We start from the raw sequence: 25,536 nt of genomic DNA, 5'->3' as shown, positions 1-25,536 counted from the left end.
TCTGGTGGATCAAACCCAGCGCGTGCTGGAATTATACAATGTCACAAAAGCGACCTAAAACGTCGCTTTTTTCTATTTATGCGGCGTTGAATTGGATAGCGTCTGCAATACAAAGCTGGTCTTGGTTGAATTACCTAACCAGACCACAGAAATAAATGTCTAGGGAGTTTAAGATGACAAAAATAAATAATAATCACGGAAAAGTGCATCCCGCCGCGAAAATGTATGCGAACGAGTTTAAGGAAGGTCAGCTCAGCCGTCGTGAATTCTTATCCAGAACAACCGCCTTGGGGCTTACAGCAACTGCTGCCTATACGTTGGGGGGTTTAACTCAGCCCGCTCACGCTGGTGGCCATTTGCAACAGGGCGGAACAATGCGCATGTCGATGCAGATAATTGCATTAAAGGACCCGCGGGTTTTTGACTGGACACAGCTGGCGCATTTCACTGCTGGGTTTTTAGAATATTTGGTTGAATATAATAGCGACGGATCTATCACGCCAAATCTTTTGGAAGGTTGGAGTGCAAGTGAAGATGCAAAGAAATATATTTTAAACGTTCGTAAAGGCGTGAAATGGAATAATGGCGACGATTTTACTGCTGAAGATGTTGCGCGCAATATTGAGGGTTGGTGTGATAAATCAGTCGAAGGCAACTCAATGGCTGGCCGTATGGCATCCCTTATCGATCCTGACACTGGGAAAGCCGCTGCAGGCGCAATCAAAGTGGTTGATAGCCACACGGTTGAACTGACATGCGTTGCTTCTGATATCACTGTTATTGCAGGAATGGCTGATTATCCCGCAGCCGTTGTGCATTCAACGTTTTCTGTTGATACAATGGCAACAAATCCTGTGGGTACTGGCCCATTCATGCCAGAGAGCTACGAAGTAGGCGTTAAGGCCGCGGTGGTTAAAAACGAAGCACACGATTGGTGGGGCTATTCAGTTGGAAGAACCGTGCCGCTGGATCGCATTGAATTTATCGACTACGGAACCGACCCTTCGGCATTTGTAGCAGCTGCCGAAGCCGATGAAGTTGATGTGTTTTATGAAACCGTTGGAGAATATGTTGATGTGATGGAAAGCATCGGGTGGGAAAACTCATCGATCGCTACGGGTTCAACGATTGTGATCCGGCCAAATCAGGTGGCAGAAGATGCAAATGGGAATAAACCTTATGCTGACAAACGCGTCAGACAGGCGATTGCTATGGCTGTTGATAATGCATTGTGCTTAGAATTGGGCTATGCAGGAAAAGGGGCGCCGGCGAACAATTCCCACGCGGGGCCGATGCACCCTGAGCATGACCCAAGCGTCGAGAGACTGCCATATGATCCAGAGAAAGCCATGGCCTTGATGAAAGAAGCCGGCATGGAAGAGTATGAACATGAAATCGTATCGATTGACGATGATTGGCGAAAAAATACAACCGACTCGGTTGCGGCGCAGCTTAGGGATGCCGGCTTTAAGGTGAAAAGAACAATTCTGCCAGGTTCTACATTCTGGAATGATTGGACAAAATACGCCTTCAGCTCAACAAACTGGAACCATCGCCCCTTCGCAACCCAAGTGTGGGGTCTTGCATATAGATCTGGAGAGGCGTGGAACGAGTTTGGTTGGAGCAATGCTGAATTTGACTCATTGCTGGCACAGGCCAATGCGATCGCAGATGCAGATGAAAGACGCAAAATTGCTGGCAAGTGCCAAGCATTGATTGCTGAAGAAGGGGTTACGATTCAGCCATATTGGCGTAACCTTTACAGAAGCCACAGGCCAGAACTTCAATGCGATATGCATATCGCGTACCATCCGCATGTTTATAAATGGGGTTTCAAAGTTTAAACTCTATATTTTTTTGGGGCCGCTCTTCTATAGAAGGGCGGCCTTTTCGTGTTTAAATCAAATTTAAAAATATGCCTTGGAAGGGTAGGAGACTGAATGGGGATGTTTATTTTACGGCGTCTTGTGATTATGATTTTCACTGCTTTATGTCTTACATTCGTCGTCTTTTTCCTGACAAATCTCTATCCAAACCTGGAAAAATTAGCCAAAACTCAGGGCAACTTTCGAATGAGCGATGAGGCCGTTCAAACTTATTTGCTCAATCGTGGGTACTTGTTACCCGTGCATGTAAAATATGGTCAGTGGCTAGGTTTCTTGCCGGGTTATGTGATCGAAGGCACGGATGGAGAAGTGCGCGGTAGATGCATCAACTCTGAAATTTCCTTAAGTGATGCCCCTAAATATTGTGGGATTTTACAAGGCGATTGGGGATATTCAACGCGCTTTAAAGATGACGTTTCGGGGATCATTGGCACTCGGCTTGCGTTGACCGGTACGTTAATGTTCTGGGTTATGGCGCTTATGGTGCCCAGTGCGCTTATTCTGGGTATTCTGGCCGGCATGCGCGAAGGCAGCCGAACCGATCGATCGCTGTCAACGGTTGCGATTTTGACCACAGCGACCCCTGAATATGTCTCAGGCGTGATCCTAATATCTATTTTTGCATCCAGCGCCGTAGGGCTGAAATGGTTCAAAGGAACCGCAACCTCGGCGATGGAAAACCCTAATCTTGAGAATTTTTTATTACCGGTTTTAACGATTGCGATCTACGGAATGGGCTACATTGCGCGGATGACAAGGGCCTCAATGACCGAAGTGATGACCGCCCAATATATCCGAACCGCACGTTTAAAAGGCGTTTCATTCCCGAATGTTGTTTTGAAACACGCGTTGAGAAACGCTTTAATTGCGCCGTTCACGGTAATCATGCTTCAATTTCCTTGGCTGCTAAACGGCGTTGTAATTGTTGAAACACTTTTTAATTACAAGGGCTTTGGATGGGTTTTGGTGCAGGCTGCCGGAAATAATGATATTGAGCTTCTTTTAGGGGTATCGGTGGTCTCTGTCGTGGTGGTTCTTGTCACGCAGCTCATATCTGACATCGGTTACGTTTATTTGAATCCACGCATAAGCGTCACGTGAAAAGGACCCTGCAATGACTTCTTTATCGTGGACGGAAATATTTTTGGGCATGTTCATCCAGCTTGGGCCGGTCTGGATTTCTCTTGTGGTGCTTTTTGTTATCTCTATGCGATATAAAAGATCGCTGGGCCTATATGGAAAGCTTTTTGACTCGGTTATTGGAATGATCGGGTTTGCGATTGTAATGTTCTGGGTGTTTACAGGATTTTTCTCCGGTGCAATGGATCTGATAATTACGCAAGACCCATTGGCGCAATTTTCAGGTATGAAGAATAAAGTTCCCGGCACTGCCCTAAGGGGCGCCGAAGATGACAGTTACAAGCATTTTTTATTGGGAGGCGACCATTTAGCCCGAGACGTTTTCAGCCGCGTGATCGCCGGTTCTACGATCGTTATTGTGATTGCACCTTTGGCCACGTTATTTGCCTTTATGGTTGGAATCACACTGGGCATTCCTGCCGGCTATTATGCGGGGCGGCTCGACACATCGATCTCTTTTGTCGCAAATTTGATTTTGGCGTTTCCAGTCATATTGCTGTTTTATCTCTTGGTCACTCCGGAAATCAGACTGACCGGTTTGCCGCAATATATGGCGATTATTTTGTTTGTGTTCCCATTAATTTTTTACTCTGTATTGATCTATTCGCGTTATCACACAGTTCCCGCGAAGCGGAATGCTTTGCTGGGCGTGGGACTGGCCATATTAGGGCTATTATATGTTTCGTTGATCAATGAAACGGGCAGTAAAATTGAGTTCTTTAACGCGATAGATCTGTTTGACGTGGATGCGGGATTGCTGACCGTTTTTGTGTCGGTGGTTTTTGTAAACTCACCAACCGTTTTTCGGATTATCCGAGGCTTAACCATGGATATCAAAACCCGAGATTACGTTGCTGCGGCGCAGACGCGGGGTGAAGGTGCGTGGTATATCATGCTTTGGGAAATACTTCCAAATGCGCGCGGGCCGCTGATCGTAGATTTTTGCCTTCGCATTGGATACACCACTATTTTACTTGGAACGCTTGGCTTTTTCGGTCTTGGTTTGTCGCCTGAGGATCCCAACTGGGGGGCAACAATCAATGATGGTCGAAAATTGCTTTCCATTTATCCCCATGCGGCTTTGGTTCCGTCCTTTGCCTTGCTGAGCCTTGTGTTAGGCTTGAATTTGCTGGCCGATGGTCTGCGCGAGGAAAGCCTGAAGGATTAGAAAGTTAAAACTCGTCAAAAATTGCGCACTTAAACGCGTCAACTGAATAGGCAAAGAATAATGGATAAAACAGATTTTGACGGTCCGATTTTGGAAATCGATAAGCTTTCCATATCCTTTTTTACCCGATTAAACGAAATTCCAGCCGTGATGGATTTTTCCGTTGCTGTTCAACCTGGTGAAGCCGTGGGTCTGGTTGGAGAATCTGGGTGTGGGAAATCTACGGTTGCATTGGGCGTGATGCAGGACCTTGGTGTGAATGGCAAAATCGTTGGAGGTACGATCAAATTTAAGGGGCGCGATCTTGCTCAGATGAGCGCCGAGGAGTTGCGGTGTATTCGCGGCAATGAACTTGCGATGATCTATCAAGAACCAATGGCCTCATTGAACCCGGCGCTGAAAATTTCCAAGCAGCTAACAGAAGTGCCGATGATCCACGAAGGGGTGTCCGAGCGAGAAGCTTATAAACGGGCGCTCGAGGTTGTCAAAGATGTTAAGCTGCCCGACCCTGAGCGCATCCTTAAATCATATCCTCACCAATTGTCTGGCGGCCAGCAGCAGCGGATCGTTATCGCTATGGCGCTGATGTCAAAACCGGCTTTGCTTATTTTGGATGAACCCACCACCGCGCTTGATGTCACGGTTGAGGCGGCGGTTGTCAAACTGGTGAAAGATTTGGGCAAAAAATATGGCACATCCATGCTGTTCATCTCGCATAACCTTGGGCTTGTTTTGGAAACCTGTGAACGCATCTGCGTAATGTATTCTGGTGAAGCGGTGGAAACCGGCAGAATTAAAGATGTTTTTGAAAAAATGCAGCACCCTTATACGCAGGCCCTTTTTCGATCTATTCCGCTGCCAGGGGCAAATAAAACAACCCGTCCATTGGTGGCTATTCCTGGAAATTTTCCACTGCCGCATGAACGGCCGCTAGGGTGCAATTTTGGGCCACGCTGCGACTATTTCCAAGAGGGGGTCTGTGATAGTTCGGCTATTGATATGGTCCCAATCGAAGGCCATGCGCTTCATTTAAGCCGCTGCAAAAGAGTTCAAAATATCGACTGGGCGCAACCTGCCAGTGCTTCAAGCGCAAATTCTAAGTCAGAGCTTGGGGATGTGATCCTCAAAATTGATAAGCTTAAGAAATATTATGAAGTTGCCGCCAATGCGCTTTTTGGCAGCGCAGGGGAAAAGCGCGTTGTCAAAGCGAATGAGTCAATCTCGTTTGAGGCGCGTGAAGGCGAAACTCTTGCGATTGTGGGAGAGTCCGGTTGCGGCAAGTCTACCTTTGCCAAAGTTCTCATGGGTCTGGAAACGGCGACAGACGGCCAAATTTTATTAGACGGAAACAATATTCAGCAAATTGCAATTGAAGATCGTAGCACTCAAACAGTTGCAGATATTCAAATGGTTTTCCAAAATCCGTTTGACACGTTGAACCCTTCTATGTCGGTTGGCCGTCAAATTATGCGCGCGCTTGAGGTTTTCAAATACGGCTCATCCGATACAGAGCGTTCGGACCGTATGCTTGAGCTTTTAGATCTGGTGAAACTGCCCCGAGCCTTTTCGCAGCGGATGCCGCGCCAGCTTTCGGGTGGTCAAAAGCAGCGCGTAGGGATCGCAAGGGCGTTTGCGGGTGGCGCGCGGATTGTGGTTGCCGATGAACCGGTTTCGGCTTTGGATGTTTCAGTTCAAGCGGCGGTTACGGATCTTTTGATGGAGATCCAGCGCAACGAGAAAACGACGCTTCTCTTTATCAGCCACGATTTGTCAATCGTTCGCTATCTCAGTGATCGGGTCATGGTGATGTATTTGGGGCATGTGGTTGAGCTTGGGACCACAGAGCAAGTATTTTCGCCCCCCTATCATCCCTATACGCAAGCCCTGCTTTCGGCGGTTCCAATTGCTGATACAAGCGTTGAAAAGCAGAGCATCGTGCTTGAGGGCGATATTCCCTCTGCCATGGATCCACCCAGCGGATGCCCGTTTCAGACCAGATGCCATTGGAAGGTGCATGTGGCCGATAATTTATGCGAAACGGAAATTCCAAAAAATCAAATTTTGGATAATGACCATCACATAAAATGCCACCTCAGCGACGCGATGCTGCAAAGAATGGAGCCTGTTATCAAACTTGCGGCAGAATAGCCGGCCGCTCAGTGCCTAAACGTTGGAACCGAGTCGTTTCTTTTGCGATGATCTGTTAGAAGCGCAGGGCGGCTTACAAACCAAGCAATGCCTCATTTGGAATCGCAACCTTTGGTCTGCGGATGAATGTGGCTTAATCGACAAGCTAGCCTACCATTCCATAATCGAAGCGAAGCAGGCCATTTTTGATACAGGCAATCACAGTACTGCGGAAAATTTATCGTCCTTTGAAAGCCTCAGTAAACTCGAAAACATTTGCAAATTTACCGCGACAGATAGAGCTGTTTCATTATTTAGCCTTGATACGGACCCAATGCTCTTGGCTGCACCAAACCAGTGGATATAACTCAAATCTGGGGAAGCAATTGATCCTGATCCATCAATTTTGGTCAGCAAGACAACAGCCACAAATTATTGCGCTAAATCCCTCTGCCCTAACGTCGAGGCGTTTCTCAAGGATATTTTTAATAGTGATCAGATCCTTATCGATTATATGTAAAGAGTGATCAGCTATAGTCTTACGGGGTCTACCTCTGAGCAGTATCTGTCGATATCGATCGGCGATGATACAGACAGCAAATCTACCCTCATAAATGGGATCAAAGGTTTTTTAAGCCCGCAGTTTTTTACCTGTGGGATCGAAGGGTGGCTGATGCAGTATTTTGGCTTTATGCGGTCGGCCCAGCACCATAACTTCTACCTCATCCCCTGGCCCTACATCTTTGACCATAGCCAGCGCTAACGAGAACCCAACACTATAACCATATGCGCCAGATGTCACCCGTCCAATGCCATTGCCGTCTTTGAACACTGGCTCACCCCCTGTGGCATCAGCGTTTGAAGCGGTTACCGCCGCCTCATTAAGATGCAGCAACACCATCTGTTCGCGCGGTTCTTGCGCCAGAACCGCTTGCAGAGCGGCTTTATTGAGAAAATCTTTATCCATTTTACACAGGCGATCCATGCCCTGCTCATGCGGCCAATATTCGGGGCTATATTCCCGCGACCAGCTACCATATCCTTTTTCTACACGCATCGCCATAAGCGCGCGGCTGCCCACTGGCCCAGCTCCAAATTCTTTGCCTGCCTCAAGTAAAGCTGTGTAAAGTGCCTTTTGATCCGCTGTGTTACAATGTACTTCCCAGCCGAGATCGCCGGTAAAAGACACACGCAGCATTTTCACATCAATACCGGCTAAGTCGGCACGTTTTGAACGCATAAATTGAAAATCTTCGTTATTCAGCGATGTATTTGTCAGGCGTTGCAAAATTTTGCGAGATAGGGGACCGGCCAGGTTGAACCCGCAGACTGCTTCAGTCCGACTGTCAAAACTAACGCCCTCTGGCAGTGGCACTGAATCAAAGAACCGTTTGTGATAGCGCTCCGCCATGCCTGAGCCGAAAATCCAATACTCATCCTGTGCAATCAAGGTGACGGTAAAATCCCCCGCCAGACCGCCGCGCCGTGATATCAGCGGCGTCAGGCAGGATCGCCCCACCTCAGTTGGCATTTTATTAGCAAAAACCGCATCCAACCAGTCACGCCCTTTTTTGCCTTGCACCACATATTTGGCAAAATTGGAAATATCGATAATACCGGCTTTTTCGCGCAGCATTTTACATTCTTTGCCCACTGGCTCGAACCAATTTTGACGGGTAAAACCATTGGTGTCCTTAACCCCCGGCGTCTCGGCAAACCAAAGCGGATGTTCCCAGCCATAATTGAACCCCATGACCGCACCCATCTCTTTTTGCATCTGATAAATGGGGCGCGTGCGCACCGGACGACCTGCAGAGCGCTGTTCATTGGGGAAGTGGATACTAAAACGATGGGCATATTGATCACCAACACACGATTTGGTGAATTCTTTGCTTGCCCATGCGCCAAAGCGTGCCACATCCCACGCAAACATATCGTATTTTGTTTCGCCCTCAATTATCCATTCAGCTGCCAAAAGCCCCAAACCGCCTGACTGGCTAAAACCCGGAATAACACCGTTGCAACAAAAATAGTTTTTCAGTTCAGGCACTGGGCCAAACAACACATTACTATCTGGTGACCAGATCATCGGACCGTTGATCACCCGTTTGATTCCTGCCTCGCCCACTGCAGGTACACGTTCGATTGCGCGCATCATATTTTCTTCGATCCGCTCCAGATCATCTTCAAACAACTCATGGCCAAATCCGGCAGGCGTTTCGCCCTCGGCCCAGAAGCGTAGGTCGCGCTCATAAGCACCAACCAGAAGGCCTTTGCCCTCCTGACGCAAATAATATTCACCATCGCGATCTGCAACTGATGGTAAGCGGCGGTCCATCGAATCAATCTGGGCAATAGTTTCAGTGACAAAATACTGGTGTTCGGTGGGTTGCAATGGCAATTCCACTCCTGCAAGCCTAGCAACTTCACGTCCCCAAAGACCAGCGGCATTAACCACCCATTGCGTTTTAATATCACCTTTAGATGTACGAACGACCCAACTGCCATCAGACTGAATTTCAGTTCCTGTTACTGGTGTAAAGCGATATATTTCTGCCCCGTTCCGGCGTGCGCCGGCGGCATATGCTGCGGTCACGCCCGAGGGATCGACATTACCGCCATCAGGTTCCCACATAATAGAACGGATGCCATCAAAATTCACCAGTGGATGCAACTCTTCAGCTTCTGAGCGGGTGATTTCAGAAAAATTCATTCCGTAAAGCTTCGCCTTTGCTGCCTGAAGCTGCAATTGGTGAGATCGATTCTGAGTTTGCGCAAGGTAAATAGATCCGGGTTGAAAAACGCCGCAACTCTGGCCAGTTTCCGCCTCTAGGTCTTTATAAAGTCCCATGGTATAATGCTGTATGCGACTTATATTGGTGCTGTCGTGAAGTCCGTGGATATTGGCCGCTGCATGCCATGTTGAACCTGAGGTCAACTCATCCCGCTCCAACAGAATAACATCGTGCCATCCTAATTTCGTGAGGTGATAAAGTATCGAGCATCCAACAACCCCGCCCCCGATTACCACTGCCTGTGCATGCGTTTTCATTTTGCCCCCTTTTTAAACCGATCCTGTTGTTTTGTCTTTCAGCTAAAGGGCAGCTGGAGCATCCTCATAGTCTACCTTTACACTTTGAAACAAGTTTCCTTCGATGCCACCAAACAAAAGGTAATGCATCAATTCCTGTTTAAAAGCGACAAAAATCTATCAATTCTTTTCTTGCTGACAGAAAACGTTTGGTTCAATCCATGCCTCATGCAACACTCACTTCAAATTACGATGAACATTTTGCAAACATATCAACTTTTGGATAAACCATACCCCTTTCTAGGCTTCAGATGGTGCTTTCAAACAAATCCGCTTAAGCATCATAAGCTTGGAGAGCGTCATTTTGTAAGAGCAGCGTAATGGTTTAGCTTGAAGTTAGTGCACCTTCCCCAACGCCTCTTCACAAAAAAAATAGAACAGCACGCCCAGCCCCCCGCTCTGGGAGGCTTGCTTGGTTTTTGGTCGGGGGGCCGCACCCCAACCGCTTCCTGTCGACATACACCCGGAGCCACGCACAGTAACGGGCCTGATTTCGGAAGCCCTGGGCCTGCGCTGCAAGGTCCTTGGCTTGGTCGGTTGGAAGGCCACCCCCATGGATGTGGATGGCCACTCTTTCCTCGAAGGCCTCAATATCGGGGATCAAGGCTAGATCTGCTGTGGTGGTTCAGCTGAGTTGGCCCTCACTCTTTGCTTGGGTCCGGCAACCTCACCCCATCCACGATCTCCCGCTTCTGCGCATCACTGATGCCTGCTGAGTACAGCCCATAGGTCAGCTTATTGGCTGAACGTGCAGAGTGATGCCCCACAAGGGAGGCCGTGAAGTGCTCAGGGGTTCGTGTGCGCTCGCACTGGGTGATGAACCACTTGCGGGTGGAGTGGAATACGCTGCCTTGGAGGTCAGGGTATAGTTGCCTAAGCTTGGCGTAGCGCTTTACCACGGCATCAACTGTTAGATAAGGAAATAGCCTTCCCTGTTTTGGCAGGGATGTATCCAGAAGCTGCTCTAGGATTTGATGAAGCGGTACTTTTCGTTCAGCTGCTTTTGACTTGAGTTGCCGGATGGCGTTTGGCCTGATTTGGATAAACCGTCCAAGGTTTCCCTTATGGGTGATATCCTCTGCCATAAGCCCGCAGATCTCCCCTGAGCGCATGCCAGTCAGGAGGCCAAAGAGAAGGGTGCTGTAAAGCACCCTATCCTTGGCTTTGAGTAGAATTGAGACTTGTTCATCTGTTAGAACGCCATGAGGGGATACCTCTGGCTTTGCTCTTATGCTGAGAGTTACCCAAGGGTTGCTGTGTAGCTCTCCTTCTCTCACGCACCAGTCAAGGAAGCGCTGCATCTGCTTGAAGATACGGCCTTGCGTTTGAGGTGTCAGGGATATGGCCTCAAATGTTTGTGAGAGCTCTGCCAGCTTTGTAAGGCTAGCCTCCTTAGCCTCTGCGTATTTCCTGACATTGGGAGAGAGCTTGGATATTAGCTTAAGGATATCTCTTCCTGTATCAGCGCTAAGCTCTCCTATCTTTAGCTTCTTGCCTACATGAGAGCTTAGAAGCTCCAGCGCATATCGAATGGACTTTGTAGTCCCCGGTCTAAGCATTTGAGATAGCTCTTCCAGATATCTCTTGGCTAACCCATGAACAGGCTGCTCACCCAGAAGCCTTGCGCGCTGATATCGAGGACGCGCCACAGCAAGCTTAGGAGTTTCAAGGTTGGGTTCATCTGTTGCAGCATCAGCATGGGCCTGTGCCTCCTTTACGAGGTTCGTGAATGTTTGATTGAGCTCAGCCACTCTGGCTTTTGCCTGTTTGGCATCTGCTGTTCTCAGGGATTGCTTGAGGCTTGAGCCAAGGATGGGTTGCAGCGCCTTGGGGTGGGTTCTGCGATAGACCCAGGTGTTATGCCGCTTGTAGGCGTATTTTATGTCTGCAGACATACTGTCTCCTTACTGGGGCAATTGCCCCGGTTTTGATGTTGAGTTGGGATTTTGTAAGTAAGAACAACGAAGGGCTGGGTTTAAGCCCTTCCCTGAAGCAATAAGCTTATCTCTGTGCTGTTGTTCCTTGAGAGATGAGTTTCACAATCATCTCAATGTCTGGCTCTCCGTATTCCCCTGCAAAGGGACCGGAGAGAGCCATACCTGTGACAAACTCCTCATAGATTTCTTCTATGCGGAATTCATGCTCTGGGATGTCATCAAAGCCTGCTATCAGCACGATGCATCCTGGTCTTATATCCAGCTGCCCCATATCAGCGCCTTCTCAGCAGAAGGTCTGGAAGCAGCAGGCCAATGGTCAGGCCCAGAGGTACTGGAAAGGGAATGGGCTTAATGAACTCAGGCAGTCCTGCCAGCACCACTAGAGCACCGGCTAAGGCTTGAGGCACACCAATAGACACACCCCAGCGCTGCTTTAACAGCCAGGCCAGGGCAAGCCGAAGGATACCGCCCGCAGCAGCGAGCAGCATGAATAACGTAAGCATGATGGTAATCTCCTTTTCTTGTTACCATCATAGATGCTCAAGGTTTCTCGGTTTTAGGGGGGCGAGACAGTAATAGCTGCCACGAGACGTAAAAAAAGCCCCCACTGTCTTGGACAATGAGGGCTCAACTGTGATGGTTTATTGGGCTTTAAGCCTGCATGCGGCAGCGAGGCGACGAGACGGTAAAACCTTTCACCGATGTGTCCAGTTTAGGTTAATCTCGTCGGACCGCTTTTGCCGTTGATCGAACAGGTTCTGCGCCAGTGTGCCGATGGCGAGGTGCTGCTGGTTGATACATGCCCTGTTATTGCACAGATGACGCACGACTGTTTTTGGCAGCGGAACTTGGCCAGCTTCCGCCCAAGCAATTAGCTGATACACTCGCATGCGCTGCCCTCGCCATTGGACACGCGCCGGGCACTGTTGGGTGCCAAGCTCTCGACAGCCCTGCGATGTCACTCTTGCTTGCGATAGGTAAGACTGGACCTTTTGCTCGAGCGCTTCGGCGTGATTGTCGAACGTATCTAACCACCATTCCGCTGAAGTATCCGACATATCGGCTGGTAACCACTCCATCTGTTATTTCCGCAGCATATGGACGGTATTACTGCCTATCAGCTCCTCCAACTCATCTTGCGTACGAGCCTGCAGGCGAAGATGCGTAGTGCTATCCGTAAAGGGCCCGTATTTACCTTCGGAGTTTTCCCATTCGGACTCGCTGATTGCCGCATAGTTCTCAATGGTTTTCCGTTGACCTTTCACCAGACGCTCTTGACGAATACGTTTCCAGCTCGTGTTGACGTAAAACTCTAGATCAAACCAAGCGTACCCAATTTGCGCAGCTTCTGGCGTGTATGTGTTGGCAAGCAATTCGTGTTTGACCCGTCCATTTTCGATTTCCAGGTCCTTCTTGCACCATGCTCGATACTGCGCTCCACCGAACCGAATACGACGAGCTTCCCAGTCAAGTTTCGCAAGCATATTGCGCAGTGAGTTCGCATTACGGAGCCTTAGGTGCGCAATCAGGTCTGGAAAGTCCTCGCTGAGGATGATTGAGCAGTGATGTTCGGCGAGAATTGCCACTAGGACCTGTTCCCCTTCGTTGCCGGAGTTTACCTGCAGTTCACGCATGATCGGTGTTGCATTATCATTGAAGCGCATATTCTTCGGATCGAACTTCGCTGATAGTTTCCGTGCCATCAGCCGTTCGTACAGATCCCTGACAAACTGCGGGTACTTGACCTGTTCATTCACTGCTGCGGCGAGCTCATAGAACTCTTCATTCTTGCTGCCCTGAGCATGGCCGTCGTGATCCATATCGATGATGTAATAGCGACGCTCACCGCCCTCGAGCCACAGTGGCTTATGGTTTGTCATGAACAAAAAGCAGGAAGTTTGTGGAATTGTCACTATAGGTTGATATTTGCGTTCAACAGATACGACCGTGTTGGTGATCAGATCCTTGAGAGCATTCCCTTCAGCAGAGTGACTGGAAATATGCACCTCTTCGGCAACCACCAGTTTGCGGTCGAGAGTATCTGCGGAAAAGCGCTGGGTGAGTGGTTTGATACCATTTGTCGATGCTGTGTTTTCTAGCCCAAACAACGCTGTCAGGACTTTAGCCACTGTTGATTTCCCTGTGCCCTTTGCCTCCGAATAGAGCATGATTGCCCAGTTGGGCTTGCTCCCTTCGTTTTGCAGGTTCCAAGCAATCCAATCCATCAGCATCATTCGCTGCGCCGTATCGGGAATGGCAAACTCAAGCATGGCCTCGAAGGCGTATGACTTTGACGGCGTCTCCAATGAGGGCCGCAAGCCCCGATACGCAGGCCGTCGCCAGGTATTCAAATCCCACATACTATTGCGATATAGCCTTGATGAGGGATTGTCCGGTGCCGGGTATGCTTTTCCCGAATAAACCCCGAATGCTGATCTTGAGTCTGCGGTCGTGCCAAATATGGCTGCAAATGAAAGCTTACCTGCATTGCGTTCAACCAACGCGTTATCCGGAAACCGCTCTGCTAGCATCTGTGGCAAGATCTTTTCGATCTCGCCTATGCCAAGCCTACCGTCCTTGTTATTTGTTGGAATAAACTTGCCGTCAAGCTGGACGAACCAACTGGCGACTTCTCGACGTATTACATTCAGACGCCGTTCAGCACTTGGCTTGATCGGTGCCGTCAAATTGTTTGCAGTTGCTGGGTGCCAACAAACCCCTGAAGCACAGTCTAGCTCCTCGACGTCAAGTTCATAGGTCTGCCATCTATTCGGGGCAGGTAGGTCTGCTTCATCTACTAATTCGAAATCCGTTTCATCAAAATCAAAATCATTTTTTTTATTTTCGTTCATAAAAAACCTCATGCAGTGATGCCCAATTGGGCACCACTGGCTTAATTAAGCTGTAAAAATTTAATTGGGATTTATGACATCACTGAAAAATTGATCAGTGACATATTACCTTCTGAAATACAGAAAAATTCTGGCTCTTTCGCCTCGCGAAACTTGTCGAGGCAAACATTAAAATCCTCCTCTAACTGCGTTAGCTCCTTTGCACGTTTCCACGCCAGGAAGGAAATTGCTGCATCCATCGCGTTGGAAACTGATTGTGCCCAAATAAACCGCGCGAGCAAGCTATCCTCGCCCTTATTGATGTCCTGTTCTAGCTCAGCAGCAAATTGTTTATCTTTGATTTTGTCCTCTGCCAAAAGTGATTTCACACCCTCAAAAATAGCAGTATCTGCAAGTGACTGAGCTTGTTCTTTCTCCTGCCAAAAGAAGTTCAATTCACTCGCGTACATTGCAAGCTCGTCAAAAAGACAGAAATTGCTCAATAAAATTGTAAAGAGGTTAACCGAGAACGCACAAATATTAAAGGAATTTCAAATATTCAAATTTAGGTAATTTAGTTTTTCCAATACTTTCGCAACTTAACTAACACTTTATTAAAGTAACTGAAGTTTTTATCACGCTTAGCGTGAATGGGAAAATTGGACAAAGCATCCCAATCTGGCTTGAAGCTGTCAACTCTTGGATACCAATACTCGCTAGCAGAAATCGTTGGAATTTTCTCTATCTTAGCCATTATCGAAAAAAAAGACTGATCATGTCTATGTTCGCGAAACCCAGACAAATTTTCTGAAACCGATGGGCTATTGTCCAGCAATGAGACGTTATTACGCATATGCATTTCCCATGATTTGAGGAACCGCTCTGCTTGGGGAGTTTTCCTGAATAAAATAATCCCAGCACCGATAGTTTGGGTTTGCGTGATTTGAGTGTCATTTCTTACGCCAAAAAAATCTAGAAGGTCACCTTTGGTCCAATTGCCCTCTGGCAAATCCAAAAGTTTTCTTCCATCATAATCCAACGGAGCAACAGGATCTTTGTTTTGAAAAGCTAATATTCCACTCGGAGAAAGTCGTAGAGATTGAAAATATTCATAAAGCCGAGCTTTACCTTTTAGGTTTAAATGACAACCAGCATCAATGTACAATAAATTATGTTCTGGTTCTATTTTACCCAGAGCTTGTAATATAATAGTTGGCTTCCAAAGCCAAAATCCGTAACCTCTGGTTTTATATTTCATAAAATCAGAATATTGTTTCCTAAAAGCTGGATCTAAATCTTCCTCCGTATACATATGGAGTGTCTCGAAAAGATCAAATGCTAAAGCTTGATTCTCTAATCTATTCAATGATTTGATCATATCCGAGCTAGCGAACGAAACCAAGTGACAGTTTTTTTCATGCATAATTGGCTCAGTGCTTTTAATTAATAAGTTGGAATGCAAATTTAAACACTTGCACAGTTTTAATAGGATAAATCGTTTATGATTTTCTTGCTACTTCATTCCCTTCCAACGCGTAGAACATTATGTCGATTGGTATCCGCCATTCAAGTACAAAATGCGTTCGCCGGGTTTTTTCAGGCAAAAGTAGATGGGGCAAGTTTAAGATCTCAGTGTCCTCATTGGTTACACTGATATCATTGTCCTCTTTTTGCATTACGAGCCGCCTGTTTTTGACCTCATTGAGTTCCTTTTTGACCCAATTTGAGTTCCCTTTTTAGAAGCCTAGGCTAAGTATGCTTTACTATAAAGGAAAAACTTGCCTAAATCTGGTACCCACGGCCGGAACAAACGTGAATCTCAACACATTGTTTTTATCAAGTTTTTCAGAGTTTCGGCGGATTTATGAGTGCCTTTTAGGTGATTTTTGAGTTCCTGTTATTACTGTAATATAAATCTGTCTATTGGTGCCATGAAAAGCAACTGTACTGTTCGAAATATCGTTTTATTATTAATGATGATGCAAGCTTTACGTTTTTAGGTAGGTATGGATAGTTGCCTCCAGGCCCTGATCCCAAATCATGTTCAACCAGTTTGAGAAACTTTTTGAAAATCTAGGTTCATCACGAAGTGTTCCATAAATTTGCTGCATATCTAACCAAGTTCTTGGATCGCTTCGTGCTTCTTGTGCTTTAGTCTGCAGATCGTTCCAATTTGGATCATTTGGGTCTATCAAACTTCCATCCGCCCGTGTACCAAAGCACATTCTTGCCCATGTCGCCTCTACCAGCGCCAATCCTTCAATAGACGTACCCGCTTCTAGACCATCACGAATTGACGGCAAAATGAAGCCAGGGTGTCGTGACGACCCATCGAATGCCACGCGACGCGTAGTATCTTCGATTTTACCGTTTGCGAACCTGCTTTGAATAAGCGTTACATAGTCGAATGGTGACATCCCTGGCACAGCCTTTACGTGCGGTACAATTTCATTGAGCGTAACTTTTGTGAAAAGGCGGCCTATTAAGTCATGTGCCATACAGTCTGCAATTGTACTTACAGATAGCACCTCTGCGGGCACTGAGATAACTTGATGCCCACCATTCAAGATGCGAATTTTCATCATCTCAAAATCATGAACAGTATCTGCGAATTGAACACCCACCTTTTGCCAATCGGGCCGGCCAGCACAAAAATTATCTTCGATCACCCACTGCCGAAAGTTTTCATGAGTAACAGGGACGCAATCATCAACCCCGTGTTGGTTAGCGATGGCTATTTCTTCAGGCCCCGTAGCTGGCACGATACAATCGACCATGGAATTAGGAAAAGTACAATTTACGTCTATCCAATTGGCCAAGGACCCATCCAACATTCGTGCTAATGACACAACTGCTTGGCGTAATATGTCACCGTTACCTTGCAAGTTATCGCAGCTAAGTCCCGTTAACGGCCCAGCTCCCGTATCTCGCCGTATTTTCAGGGCAGCTGCGATTGCTCCAAACACGGTTTTTGGTGCATCTGGATTACGAGCATCAAACACGATATCTGGATGATCTTCATCAAAGCATTTCGTGGCTGGATCAATAAAGTATCCACCCTCGGTCACTGTCAAAGCCACAATACGAATATCGCTTCGAGCCATACGCAGTATGAGAGATTTATTATTTTCTTCTATTGGTAGATAGTCAATCATTGAACCAACGACCTCAACAGACGAAGACGATGGATCGAGTTCTATTAAGGTTGTAAGGCAATCCTGCCGTAACAGCTTTTCTCGCATTATTGCGTCAGCATCACGTACCCCTGCACCAATTATCGCCCAGTCATGTGCCTCACCGACCTGCATTAATCGGTGAAGATACCAAGCCTGATGCGCGCGGTGAAAGTTACCTACACCTACATGAATGATGCCGGGCCTTAATGCAGAACGATCATAGTTGGGCACGATAATATTCTGTGGCAATTCATTCAGCGTGCCGTTGCTGAGTTCCATCAGTTTAGTTCTCCGTACAAAATCGTCCATCAACTCATCCAATTTCCGCCATCCACGTTGTACGTTTGTGCAACGATGTATTTTGCATCTTCGGATGCTAGAAAAATGGCCATACCAGTCAAATCATCAGGATTTGCCATACGCCCATAAGGGACTGCTTTACTGACTTCGGCTTTCTTTTGCCCTAGCGCTTTGCCTTCATATTTCGCAAAATATGTATCAACGTCATCCCAGTGTTCTCCGTCAACCACACCAGGTGCAATAGCATTCACGTTAATACCATGCTCAATTAGGTTCAGCCCGGCAGATTGGGTCAAGCTAATGACTGCAGCCTTCGAAGCGCAATAAACTGATACCAGTGCTTCGCCACGACGCCCAGCCTGACTGGCCATATTTATGATCGTACCACCATGGCCTTGCTCGATCATCTGACGAGCAACCGCCTGCATAGTGAACAAAGTTCCCGCAACATTAATTTCAAACGTACGTTCAAATTCTGTTCGATTTATTTCGGTGATTGGAGCAGCCGTAAAGACAGCTGCGTTGTTGATTAGAATATCTATTCTGCCAAATTTCGATACCACATTTGTGATAGCGTCATCTATGCTTGCCTGACAGGTGACATCCATTTCTATTGCGACAACTAAACCGCCAATTTCCTGCGCAGTTATTTTTGCACGCTCAATGTTTACATCGCCAATCGCAACTTTAGCACCCTCTCGAACATAAGCTTTGGCAAAGGCACGCCCGATACCGCGGGCGGCACCTGTAATCAAAGCTACCTTTCCAGAGAGCCGTCCCGTCATACGCGCAGTCCTTTTTCATCAAATTTATGAATTTTGTCCATTTGTGGCGTCAGATAAATGTTATCGCCATGCTTAACAGCAACATCGCCCGCAATACGAACAGTAACTAAATCTCCAAGCCCTGTATCGTGAACGTGGACAAAGGTATCTGAACCTAAATGCTCCGCCACTCCGACGGTGCCTTTCCAAGTACCATCCGACAAATCGATGTCGATATGTTCGGGTCGTACACCAGCAGTATGTGCGCCAAGTTTCTCGGCCTCAGAACCCGAAAAGATATTCATCTGTGGCGACCCAATGAACCCTGCTACAAACACATTTCCTGGTGTGTGGTAGAGTTCAAGAGGCGTCCCAACCTGTTCAATCACGCCCGCTTGAAGCACAACAATCTTGTCAGCCATCGTCATCGCTTCGACCTGATCATGGGTGACGTAAATCATCGTTGTTTTCATGCTTTCGTGCATTTCACTGATCTCAAGACGCATTCCTACCCGCAATGCCGCATCAAGGTTCGACAGCGGTTCGTCGAATAGAAAAGCCGAAGGGTTGCGCACAATTGCGCGTCCAATGGCTACGCGCTGCCGTTGACCACCAGAAAGCGCGGCAGGTTTTCGATCAAGGTAGTCTGTCAAATTCAATGACCTGGCAGCAGCCCCAACCTTTTTATCGATTTCCGACTGATCCATACCTTCCATGCGCAAAGGAAACGCGATGTTTTTGCGCACAGTCATATGTGGATACAAAGCATATGATTGGAACACCATGGCAAGGCCGCGCTTTGATGGTGGAACCTGAGTGACATCGCCTCCGTCGATTTCAATATGCCCCGAGGTCAATTCCTCGAGTCCAGCAATCATTCGAAGCAGCGTAGATTTACCGCAGCCTGATGGCCCTACGAAGACCGTAAATTCACCGTCCTCAATGATTAGATCTAAAGAAGGAATAACCTGCGTCTCACCAAAGCTTTTCGTTACATTGTTAAGTACGATGCGTCCCATAATCTTTCCTTATTTCACGGCGCCAAAGGTCAAACCTTGGACAAGTTGTTTTTGGCAGAACCAGCCCAACACGACGATGGGTCCAACAGCAGCAGTAGACACTGCGGATAAGCGTCCAAAGAAAAGCCCTTCCGGCGCTCTATTGCCTTCGATGAGTTTGGAAAGCGTTGCTGCATCAATCGTTGTCAGCCGTACGGTCCAATAGGCTTCGTTCCAGCAGAAAATAAAAATAAGTAGAGCAGTCGATGCTATGCCCCCCCAAGCGAGAGGTATGAGGATTTCTTTGACTTCGCCCCAGGTACTTACCCCATCCATTTTGCCCGCTTCGATGATATCTTTGGGGATTTCTTTGAAATAGGTGAACAACATCCAAATCGCGATCGGAAGATTAATCAAACTAACGACCGTAATAACCAGAACGTGCGTATCATATAAACCGATACCTTTTGCCAAAAATATCATTGGGTACAAGACTGCAGCAGCTGGCAGCATTTTTGTGGATAACATCCACATCAAAATATCTTTTGTTGCACGACTTGGATTGAAAGCCATCGAATAAGCCGCGGGTATACCGACCACCAGCGTAAACAAAGTAGCACAGACCGAAGTTATGACTGAATTTGTTGCAAATCGCCAATAGTCATAATTCTCGGTCAAGTTTAGATAGTTATCCAACGTCGGCTTGAACCAAATCAGGAATTCCGGCTTAACGGCATCGGCATCGGTTTTAAAGCTGGTCAACACCATCCAAAAGATCGGAAAGAAAAATAGTAGCGCAACACCCCAGGCCAACACTGGTCGGCCATAACGAGATATGCTTGAGTTCGCTGAAACAATAGCCATGATGCACCCCTCAATCCATCAACGTCTTGCCGATCATCCGCAGCAAGAAGATCGCAACAAGATTTGCAAGGATGACCGCAAATATACCTGCAGCGCTCGCAGCACCGATATTGTTGTTTGCAAATTCTCCAATTAGATAGGGCAAATTTTTGTTACCATTGCCGCGGCTTACAATTTCTATCTCAGCATATAAGGATAGGTGAAAAATTGCCTGTATCATTACAACGATCGCTATAGGGCGGGCCAAATGTGGCAAGGTCAAGAAGCGGAATTGAGACCAAGTTCCTGCACCGTCCAATACAGCAGCCTCCTTTTGTTGCTGATCTTCGGATTGCAGCGATGTCATAAAGATCAAAACCGCAAATGGAGTCCATTGCCAGGTTACCATTGTAATAACCGCATATGCTGACGTCTGTGTTGCACGAAACGAGATTGGTTCGAGCTCTGGCCACATAGAAAAGAAGCCACCCAATATTGGAAAAGTGCGTAAGCCGTCAATTACTTCATTTATCCCTGCGACGGCCAAACCCTGCAGACCTAAAACAGGATCCAAAATCATGTTAATCCACAAAACTGCATTGACAGCGGGCATAACAAAAAACGGAGAAATCAATAACACTCGTACGACGCCACGTCCCATGAATGTCTTGTTAATCAAAACTGCGATTAATACACCAAAAATGACTGTTAGAATTAAAATACTGCAGACAATTATAAGACTGTTTTGAATTGCCAAAATAAAATCTTTGTTATTCAGGACAAATTCGTAATTACCAAAACCGCGCCAATTGCTCAAAGCTGGTTTTGTCCATTCTGGTCGGCGCAAGCTGTTTAATACGTAGCGAATAAACGAAAAATAAAGAGTTATACTCAGTGGAACCAGCATCCATACAAGGAGTAATAAAACGGCTGGTGCTTGAAGTAAGCGTGGCAGGCTTCGATTAGTCATGATGGATTACCTACTATTGAGTTTCAGAACCCATAAATTCATTTAGCGAAACGGTTGTAAATAGGATGCTTTACTGCGGTAAAGGCGGTGTGAAAAGGGGCGCAATAGTGAGTGCCACGCCCCTTTTCATTCTTGGGAGAAAGGTTAGTAGTAACCCGCTTCTGACATGATTGCGTCAGCCGCAGCTTGAGATGCCGCAAGAGCGTCTTTCACAGATTTCGCGCCTGATAGTGCAGCTGCCATCTCTTGTGCAACTGAGATACCAACTTCTGGGAATTCTGGGATCGCCGCGAACTGAACACCAACGTATGGTTTTAGATCTGTTGCTTCTGGTGCTGCTGATCCAATCGCTGCCATTTCCGCTGCTGCAAAACCTGCAACCGCCTGGAATTCTGGCAATGCGTATGTAGATGAACGCTGACCAGTCGGAACTGAACCCCAACCAAAGTCTGGGTGGTTACCAACAGCTTGGACGTAATCTTTTGATGTCGCCCATTCGATGAAAGCTTTTGCTGCGTCTGCGTTTGGAGATCCTGCTGGAACGGCCATCGCCCACGCCCATAACCAGTTCGCACCAACTGGGTTACCAGCGTTTGGTGACTGTGCATATGCAACGCCGTCAACTGTTAGGAAAGATGCCGCGATTGTCGCGTCAATCCACATGCCACACTTGCCTTCGTTGTAAAGCGCAAGGATTTCATTGAATGAATTACCTTCTGAACCGGGTGGTCCGTAGTTACCCAACAGATCAACATAGAAATTAATTGCTTCTTCCCATGCTGCTGAGTCGATTGTTGGACGCATGTCCGCATCGAACCATGCACCACCGAATGAGTTCACAACAGTCGTAATGAACGCCATGTTGTCGCCCCAGCCTGGTTTTCCGCGCAAACATGCACCATAAACGCCGTTATCGGGGTCGTGCATCGCTGCCGCGGCGCCTTTGATGTTTGCCCATGAATCGTTATCACGAACTGTAACACCAGCTGCATCAGTTAGATCTTTACGATACATAACCATTGATGATTCACCATAGAATGGCGCAGCATACATTGTACCTTCGTGTGACAAACCTGCGCGGATCGCTGGTAGAATATCATCCATGTCGTAGTCTGCGCCAAAGTTCAATGGTTCGATCCAGCCTGCCGCACCCCAAATTGGCGCTTCTTGCATACCGATGTTGATGATGTCGTACTGACCGCCGCCTGTGGCTGTGTCAGAAGTTACCTGCTCACGAAGAACGCCTTCTTCTAGAGCAACCCAGTTCAATGCAACACCTGTTTCCGCCGTGTAAGCTTCTGCAACTTTTTGCATGTTGATCATGTGACCGTTGTTCACGATCGCAATAGTGAGTGAGTCTGCGGCATAAGCACCACCAGCCATCAAAGCTGCTGCACTCGCTGCAAACAGTGAGTTCTTCAAAGACATCCTGGAACCTCCCTAATTGGATGAATGTAGCGACATGCATAATATTATAAAAACACGCAGTCAATAATTTATTTACGCGTGTAAATCTAAAGAAAAACAAGCGTAAATCACTTTTTAAGCTGAGCTCCTCATGACCAAACGGCCTTCAAAAAGCTTCTCCGAACGCTCAGTGATTCCATTTGTTCCATCAATGATTTTCAGCATCTCTGAAACGCTACGCTCGCCAATTGCGTCGTAGTCTTGAGAAATGGTAGTCAGCGAGGGACAGGTATATCGCGAGAAAGGGTGGTCATCATGACCAGCAATTCTCAAATCAAATTCAACACCATGCCCGACCTTTAGCCCACTCTCGTAGGCAGCGGACATCAGCCCAATTGCCAATCGGTCATTAGAACACAAAATGGTAGCGCCTACATATTTTGAGTTTTGAAAAATCTGCCTGCCTGACGTAAAACCAATTTCTTCGAAATTCCAACCGTCACCATTTACTTGGAGCAACTCCGGCTCAAGCCCCAACTTTTCCATTGCCGAGATATATGCCGCTCGTCTCTTGTAAGCATTCGGATTAATCGGATCCTTCATCTCAAAAAACTTGGGTGGTTTACCTGTCCTTGCCAGATAATCAACCATCAATCCAATCGACTGATGATTGTCAGAACCAAAGAACGCCTCACCCACCCCCTCGACATTTGCATCGAACAACACTGTTGGAACAAGCTGAGAAAAGTCTTTCAATTTTTTTACATTACTTGCCCTTCCAAGGGGCGCCAGCAAAACCCCGGCCGGCTTGATGGATCGCAAACTGTCTAGATTTGCAACCTCTTGCTCTGGCCCACCATGAGAGCTTAAAAGCAATGGATTGTAACCAGAAAGTACAATTAACTCCTCAAGTTTTCTTGCGATACCTGCGAAAAATGGGTCTGTTAAATTTGGCACAACCAACCCAATATTTTTTGTTTTACGCCTATTTTGGTTCATCGCGTAAAAATTTGGACGATAGTCGTATTTTTCGATTGCTTGCTCGATTTTTAATCGTGTTGATTTTTTAACACTCTGCGCATCGTTGAAAAACTTTGAAAGTGTTGGTCTGGAAATACCACTCACTGAGGCAAATTTTTCCATCGTGTTGATTTTTTGGCCCATTAGCTATCACTCTTTTCCAGCTTTAGAAGCATATACTTCTTACATATTTCGTTAAAATATTGATTAACTCGCGTAAAAAATCAATGTATTTATTTCTTAAGCATAAGCCCAGTTTATACTTGTGATAAATTCTATCGTTCAGCCCCTCAGGGGCTGAACCATTTCTTTTCTAGGCTACCCTAGCCCAACCTCTTTCTCTCGACGTACGCTTTGATCCAAGCCCAGTAGTGGGCCTGGCTGCGGAAGCCTTGGGCTTGCGCGGCAAGGTCCTTAGCCTGATGGGTTGGAATGCCGCCCTCATGGATGTGGATGGCCACTCGTTCTTCGAATGCTTCGATGTCAGGGATGAGAGCAGGTTCTGCTATAGTGGTTGGACTCATGATGTACCGTCCCAGTCCGGCAGCCTGATGCCATCCACGATCTCCCGCTTCTGGGCGTCGGATATCCCTGCTGAGTACAGCCCGTAGGTGAGCTTATTAGCTGAGCGTGCAGAGTGATGCCCCACGAGGGATGCGGTGAAGTGCTCAGGGGTGCCTGTGCGCTCGCACTGGGTGATGAACCACTTGCGGGTGGAGTGGAATACGCTGCCTTGGAGTGCAGGGTAGAGCCTTCTAAGCTTGGCATAGCGCTTTACTACAGCATCAACTGTTAGATAGGGAAATAGCCTTCCCTGTTTTGGCAGGGATGTATCTAAAAGCTGCTCTAGGATCTGGTGCAATGGGACTTCCCGTTCAGCTGTTTTTGATTTCAGCTGCCGTATAGCGTTTGGCTTGATTTGGATAAACCGCCCAAGGTTGCCCTTTGCTGTGATGTCCTCTGCCATAAGCCCGCCCGCAGATCTCCCCTGAGCGCATGCCAGTCAGGAGGCCAAAGAGAAGGGCGCTGTGAAGCACCCTGTCCTTGGCTTTGAGTAGAATTGAGACCTGCGTATCTGTTAAAACGCCATGAGGGGAGACCTCTGGCTTTGCTCTTATCCTGAGAGTTACCCAAGGGTTGTTGCTGAGCTCTCCTTCTCTCACGCACCAGTCAAGGAAGCGCTGCATTTGCTTGAAGATACGGCCCTGCGTTTGAGGTGTCAGGGATATGGCCTCATAGGTTTGTGAAAGCTCTACCAGCTTTGTCAGGCTGGCCTCCTTAGCTTCAGCGTATTTCCTGACATTGGGAGAGAGCTTGGATATTAGCTTTAGGATATCTCTTCCTGTATCTGTGCTAAGCTCCCCTATCTTTAGCTTCTTGCCTACATGAGAGCTTAGAAGCTCCAGTGCATAGCGAATGGACTTTGTAGTCCCTGGTCTAAGCATTTGAGATAGTTCTTTTAGATATCCCTTGGCTAACCCATGAACAGGCTGCTCACCCAGAAGCCTTGCGCGCTGATATCGAGGACGCGCCACAGCAAGCTTAGCAGTTTCAAGGTTGGGTTCATGTGTTGCAGCATCAGCATGGGCCTGTGCCTCCTTTACGAGGTTCGTGAATGTTTGATTAAGTTCAGCCACGCGGGCTTTTGCCTGTTTGGCATCTGCTGCTCTCAGGGATTGCTTGAGGCTTGAACCAAGGATGGGTTGCAGCGCCTTGGGATAGGTTCTGCGATAGACCCAGGTGTTATGCCGTTTGTAGGCGTATTTTATATCTGCAGACATACTGTCTCCTTACTGGGGCAATTGCCCCGGTTTTGATGTTGAGTTGGGATTTTGTAAGTAAGAACAACGAAGGGCTGGGTTTAAGCCCTTCCCTGAA

19 protein-coding genes and 1 pseudogene are annotated in these 25,536 nt (G+C 47.3%); 4 read left to right on the top strand and 16 right to left on the bottom strand.

The window, feature by feature from the left end; translation table 11 throughout:
* Window positions 1-173 precede the first annotated feature (173 nt).
* The 4 genes from GN241_04125 (at window position 174) to GN241_04110 (ending at window position 6,342) form a co-directional block, all read left to right on the top strand.
* Window positions 174-1,844: a diguanylate cyclase gene (locus GN241_04125; GenBank protein XAT56615.1), complete on the top strand. Its 1,671-nt coding sequence runs from the start codon at window positions 174-176 to the stop codon at window positions 1,842-1,844.
* Window positions 1,845-1,940: 96 nt separating this feature from the next.
* On the top strand, window positions 1,941-2,987 hold the full coding sequence (locus GN241_04120; protein ID XAT56614.1) for an ABC transporter permease subunit: 1,047 nt from the start codon (window positions 1,941-1,943) through the stop codon (window positions 2,985-2,987).
* A 13-nt stretch (window positions 2,988-3,000) separates the two neighbouring features.
* A complete protein-coding gene (locus GN241_04115) occupies window positions 3,001-4,194 on the top strand; it encodes an ABC transporter permease subunit (GenBank protein XAT56613.1) in 1,194 nt (397 codons plus the stop codon).
* 60 nt (window positions 4,195-4,254) lie between these two features.
* Window positions 4,255-6,342, top strand: coding sequence for a dipeptide ABC transporter ATP-binding protein (locus GN241_04110; protein ID XAT56612.1), 2,088 nt, complete (start codon window positions 4,255-4,257; stop codon window positions 6,340-6,342).
* A 610-nt stretch (window positions 6,343-6,952) separates the two neighbouring features.
* Here the strand turns inward: GN241_04110 and GN241_04105 are convergent.
* The 16 genes and pseudogenes from GN241_04105 to GN241_04030 form a co-directional block, all read right to left on the bottom strand.
* Complete coding sequence (locus tag GN241_04105; protein XAT56611.1) at window positions 6,953-9,373, bottom strand: FAD-dependent oxidoreductase; 2,421 nt, start codon at window positions 9,371-9,373, stop codon at window positions 6,953-6,955.
* Window positions 9,374-10,053: 680 nt separating this feature from the next.
* Complete coding sequence (locus GN241_04100; protein XAT56610.1) at window positions 10,054-11,307, bottom strand: tyrosine-type recombinase/integrase; 1,254 nt, start codon at window positions 11,305-11,307, stop codon at window positions 10,054-10,056.
* Window positions 11,308-11,413: 106 nt separating this feature from the next.
* Window positions 11,414-11,620 carry a hypothetical protein gene (locus tag GN241_04095; protein ID XAT56609.1) on the bottom strand — a complete coding sequence of 69 codons (207 nt, stop codon included), beginning with the start codon at window positions 11,618-11,620 and terminating at the stop codon, window positions 11,414-11,416.
* Between the two features lies 1 nt (window position 11,621).
* Window positions 11,622-11,852 carry a hypothetical protein gene (locus GN241_04090; GenBank protein ID XAT56608.1) on the bottom strand — a complete coding sequence of 77 codons (231 nt, stop codon included), beginning with the start codon at window positions 11,850-11,852 and terminating at the stop codon, window positions 11,622-11,624.
* A gap of 192 nt (window positions 11,853-12,044) precedes the next feature.
* Window positions 12,045-12,428: a hypothetical protein gene (locus tag GN241_04085; protein ID XAT56607.1), complete on the bottom strand. Its 384-nt coding sequence runs from the start codon at window positions 12,426-12,428 to the stop codon at window positions 12,045-12,047.
* 3 nt (window positions 12,429-12,431) lie between these two features.
* The gene (locus tag GN241_04080) at window positions 12,432-14,201 is read right to left on the bottom strand and encodes a hypothetical protein (GenBank protein XAT56606.1); all 1,770 of its coding nucleotides are present in this window, start codon (window positions 14,199-14,201) and stop codon (window positions 12,432-12,434) included.
* Window positions 14,202-14,272: 71 nt separating this feature from the next.
* Window positions 14,273-14,650 (bottom strand): hypothetical protein, encoded by a 378-nt coding sequence (locus tag GN241_04075; GenBank protein ID XAT56605.1) that lies wholly within the window; start codon window positions 14,648-14,650, stop codon window positions 14,273-14,275.
* A gap of 104 nt (window positions 14,651-14,754) precedes the next feature.
* Window positions 14,755-15,603, bottom strand: coding sequence for a hypothetical protein (locus GN241_04070; protein XAT56604.1), 849 nt, complete (start codon window positions 15,601-15,603; stop codon window positions 14,755-14,757).
* Between the two features lie 565 nt (window positions 15,604-16,168).
* Window positions 16,169-17,665 carry a mannitol dehydrogenase family protein gene (locus tag GN241_04065; GenBank protein XAT56603.1) on the bottom strand — a complete coding sequence of 499 codons (1,497 nt, stop codon included), beginning with the start codon at window positions 17,663-17,665 and terminating at the stop codon, window positions 16,169-16,171.
* Window positions 17,665-18,441, bottom strand: coding sequence for an L-iditol 2-dehydrogenase (locus tag GN241_04060; GenBank protein ID XAT56602.1), 777 nt, complete (start codon window positions 18,439-18,441; stop codon window positions 17,665-17,667). Before GN241_04060 ends, GN241_04065 begins: the two co-directional genes overlap by 1 nt.
* On the bottom strand, window positions 18,438-19,439 hold the full coding sequence (gene ugpC / locus GN241_04055; GenBank protein XAT56601.1) for a sn-glycerol-3-phosphate ABC transporter ATP-binding protein UgpC: 1,002 nt from the start codon (window positions 19,437-19,439) through the stop codon (window positions 18,438-18,440). The genes GN241_04060 and ugpC overlap by 4 nt, the downstream gene beginning before the upstream one ends.
* Window positions 19,440-19,448: 9 nt before the next feature.
* Window positions 19,449-20,282 (bottom strand): ABC transporter permease subunit, encoded by an 834-nt coding sequence (locus tag GN241_04050; GenBank protein ID XAT56600.1) that lies wholly within the window; start codon window positions 20,280-20,282, stop codon window positions 19,449-19,451.
* A 10-nt stretch (window positions 20,283-20,292) separates the two neighbouring features.
* Window positions 20,293-21,231 carry an ABC transporter permease subunit gene (locus GN241_04045; GenBank protein ID XAT56599.1) on the bottom strand — a complete coding sequence of 313 codons (939 nt, stop codon included), beginning with the start codon at window positions 21,229-21,231 and terminating at the stop codon, window positions 20,293-20,295.
* Between the two features lie 144 nt (window positions 21,232-21,375).
* A complete protein-coding gene (locus tag GN241_04040) occupies window positions 21,376-22,659 on the bottom strand; it encodes an extracellular solute-binding protein (GenBank protein XAT56598.1) in 1,284 nt (427 codons plus the stop codon).
* A 114-nt stretch (window positions 22,660-22,773) separates the two neighbouring features.
* Window positions 22,774-23,781 carry a substrate-binding domain-containing protein gene (locus GN241_04035; protein ID XAT59172.1) on the bottom strand — a complete coding sequence of 336 codons (1,008 nt, stop codon included), beginning with the start codon at window positions 23,779-23,781 and terminating at the stop codon, window positions 22,774-22,776.
* A gap of 397 nt (window positions 23,782-24,178) precedes the next feature.
* Window positions 24,179-25,439: pseudogene (locus GN241_04030) on the bottom strand (tyrosine-type recombinase/integrase).
* Window positions 25,440-25,536: the final 97 nt, after the last annotated feature.

The organism is Rhodobacteraceae bacterium IMCC1335 (assembly GCA_039640495.1).
Classification (GTDB): Bacteria; Pseudomonadota; Alphaproteobacteria; order Rhodobacterales; family Rhodobacteraceae; genus Thalassovivens.
This window is presented reverse-complemented; position numbering and strand designations above follow the sequence as displayed.